This window comes from Vibrio lentus, from assembly GCF_002875945.1.
Taxonomy (GTDB): Bacteria; Pseudomonadota; Gammaproteobacteria; order Enterobacterales; family Vibrionaceae; genus Vibrio; species Vibrio apostichopi.
Genome location: NZ_MCZK01000089.1, coordinates 1 through 3,506, shown reverse-complemented (window position 1 = coordinate 3,506; position 3,506 = coordinate 1). Strand labels below are relative to the sequence as shown.

Below are 3,506 nucleotides of genomic sequence, written 5' to 3'. Positions count from 1 at the left end.
AAGCCTGTTGCGGTTGAAGGTACGAACACCATTACTGTCCGAGAGATCGATTTAGCGGGTAACGCATCAGATTCGGCAGTCCTTGAGTTCACTCTAGACACAACAGCTCCAGATGCACCGACAATAGCTTTAGCGAATGACACTGGTAGCGTGGTAGATGATAAGTACACCAATGACGGTGAGTTTACAGTCACGCCAAGCGAATCAGGCAATCGTATAGAGTATCTAGTCGGAGGGAGCTGGGTTACTGACAAGCCTGTTGCGGTTGAAGGTGCGAACACCATTACTGTCCGAGAGATCGATTTAGCGGGTAACGCATCAGATTCGGCAGTCCTTGAGTTCACTCTAGATACAAAAAATACCGGATTTGATGCTTCGTTGACAAATAGCGCAGATGGTTTGGTCGATAGTCAACCCGAGTTTAGTGGTTCAGCGGAACCCGATTCGTCAATAAGTATTAAGCTAACGAATACCGGAACTAGCGATACATATTCTTTGTCAGCGGATTCTGACTCAAGTGGATCTTGGTCTGTAGACTCTAACGGTTTACCGAATGGAGAATATACTTGGGAAGCGTCTGTTACCGACAAAGCTGGAAACCTATTGGAAAATAAAGTATTCAGCGGTGAGAGCAAGCCTAATACCGAGGTAACGTTGAACGTTGGCGGCAAGGAATATCAAACGTTTTCTGATGATGATGGTGATTGGGCTATCAAGACAGAATTTTCTAATGGAGGCGTTTATCAGTATCAATTAGGTTACACTAATGATTTAGGCCAACAGGTTAATGATGATGGAAATGTTGAAGTAAGCTCTATTAATATTATTGAGTCTTCGAGTCATGAGACCGAAAATAATAATATGGAATCTACGTCTAGTACTGCTGTAGCACAACAGCCTCAGCTAGATTACGTGGCGATAAATGAATTTGAGCTGTTTGATAACCATCACGAGTTTTAATTAATAATTATAAAGGCCAATATATTTTTGGCCTTTAACCCTTTAGGTCGCTAAATGATTAACACATTCTTAAGTCTAGCTAATGAGTTAGGTATAAAACATCCACAATCGTTGGGTAAAAAATTAGGCCATACCGTCGGAGAAGAGTTGATAATTAAGAAGATGGAGCAGGAATTTGATAATAGCCTGTTTTCATACAAGATAATTTCTAATCAAATCTCTCATAACACAAAGATAAACTCACCCTTTGTGGTTAGTGTTAATGGCATTTATGAGTTGATTAAATATGCTAATGGATTATATTATAATCGTTTAGGTCAAGTTGAACTGGATAACTATATTGGATGTAGGTTTTTTTCCATTCGAAGTATATCGAAGATAAAAAAGCCATCTGATTTAGTTTCTGATATCGTTAATTTTACTCCTGTTTGGTCCTTGTTTTTACTTTTGTTAACACCTTTTGCTTTAATTACGCCGATTTACACGAATATTTTTAATACTAGGCTTATTTATTCCAGCTCGGTTTCGACACTGATCGTTGTGAGTGTTTTTTTTCTTTTTGCTTATGTTTTAGAGTTTTTTGCAAAAAAATATATTAAAGACAAATGCATTCAAGCAAATGGAGAATCGGCTCTAAAATTTGAAACTTATATCCTTGGATTTACATCAAGGTATAAGGGTTTTTTTGCTGTGCACAGTATAAAAACCGTTGAGCAATATAGGAAGATGGTATGGGAGTTTATACCATATATAGCATGTGATATATTGTCATTTATCATGTTTTTTGTCACTCTTAGTATTTTTGTATCTTGGCTTAGTGTGTACTTTTTATTATTTTACGCTGTGGTTTTTGTGATTTTTTATCTATACCGTTCAAAGTTATATAAATATTTGATTGAGCAGGAAAGCTCATCGAATGATGTTTTGAAACTTAGGATATCTAATGTATTTCATAGAGATAGTATTCCATTTATTAACAAATTTAGTGTTTTTTCTAAGTACTTACGGGTTTATGGGGTCTCTCAGCATTATGAGGATAAAATTACTAGATTTAATTTCTTTTGGGATGAGCTAACAAAGATGGTGTCATTTTTGGCATTGTTTGTGTTGTTTTTCATTAGTTTTGTCTCTATATCTGCATCAGAGTTAAACCCTGCATATATGATAGTTCTTTTTATCATTAGCTCACGTCTCTCGGGATTGATGTCTCAAATTGTCACTAGACTTTCTTATTTAAAAGCGAGTTTTATTCATTTGCATCAATCAATGGAAGGCTTGTTTACTGAAGAGGTTCTAGAGTCAAATGTGAGTAAGATAGGGATGAATATAGAAGAACTTGATAAAATTAAAGTATCAAACTTAACGCTAAGTTGCGATCAGAAAACTCTATTGAAAAGTATAAACTTGAAATTTCACAAAGGTATTTTGTATGGCATAAAAGGTCCCGTTGGAAGTGGGAAGTCGACGTTACTCAAAAGTATATTGGGAATAAATAAGGACTACAAAGGTAAGGTCGAATATGATGGAGTAGATATGAATGTTATCGATAACAATTTTTTTGAGACTAAAGTTAGCTATTTATCTTCTGAGGCTAGCTTCTTATCTGGTTCATTATATGAAAATTTCTTATTTAGGAATTGCACTTCGAGTAAAATTATTAATAATATTTTAAAAGAGTGCTTTGGTGATAGAGTGTTTGATTATCAATCGCTATATGTTGATGATATAGAAAACATAGCGATGTCAACAGGGCAGAAGAGAAGACTCTTGTTCATGATGTCACTTTTAGATAGATCTTTGTTATACGTGTTTGATGAAGTATTAGTGAACATGTCAAAAGGAGATATATCGCGATCAATAGAATATATGAGAAAGTACAATAGCAATGCGATTACAATAATGGTTAGTCACAACGAATCAATTTTATCGGCTTGTGATGTTGTATATGAAATTAACAGGGGCACCTTGTCTTCCCAGGTGTAACGCGGTGAGGTTATGGCATTAACGGCTTTACCTCTTACTGGTGCAACTTACTTTAAACTCAATTGCTAGTCCCATTTTTTTGAGATTAGCGAGTACTACCCGTATTTGACATTGTATCTAATCAGTGTTCTTTCCAAGGAAATGGTAGCTTCAGAAGTGGAGCTACCATTTAACAAGAAAGAAATGTACGTTTGTGCGTTACTTATAAATAACCTTTCGTTTTTTAGATCAACAAAACTTCCCTGAAAATAATCCTATTCCTACAAAATTTATTAGTAATGCACATTATAATCGTCGGGTTTATTTAGTGATTAATTAAAACCCATGAGTATTTATGGCTAGAGATTCGATGTGTTTCTTTACTATGGTTTGCTTAACCACAAATTAAATATATTAGCAAAATTTTCCAATATTTTTAAATGTAAAGAGAAAAAAATGTATTATGAATACCAATATCCAGATAATTATAATTTAATTTCAGTTACTGACACTTCTAGTATAATTAAGTATTCAAGCCCTCATTTTAGTGAAGTTGCAGGTTATGATGGGCTTTGTTGCGTAAT

General features: G+C 34.7%; 2 protein-coding genes. Both read left to right on the top strand.

The window, feature by feature from the left end; translation table 11 throughout:
- Nucleotides 1-960, top strand: a 960-nt coding sequence (locus BCT49_RS05730) for an Ig-like domain-containing protein (RefSeq protein WP_133151651.1), incomplete at its 5' end; no start/stop codon positions are given.
- Nucleotides 961-1,014: 54 nt separating this feature from the next.
- Entirely contained in the window at nt 1,015-2,943 is a 1,929-nt protein-coding gene (locus tag BCT49_RS05725; protein ID WP_102434488.1) for an ATP-binding cassette domain-containing protein, read from the top strand.
- Nucleotides 2,944-3,506 lie beyond the last annotated feature (563 nt).

What these genes read in the sequence shown, in the direction of transcription:
- BCT49_RS05725 (WP_102434488.1), top strand. Translation starts at nt 1,015, where the DNA reads ATGATTAACACATTCTTAAGTCTAGCTAATGAGTTAGGTATAAAACAT.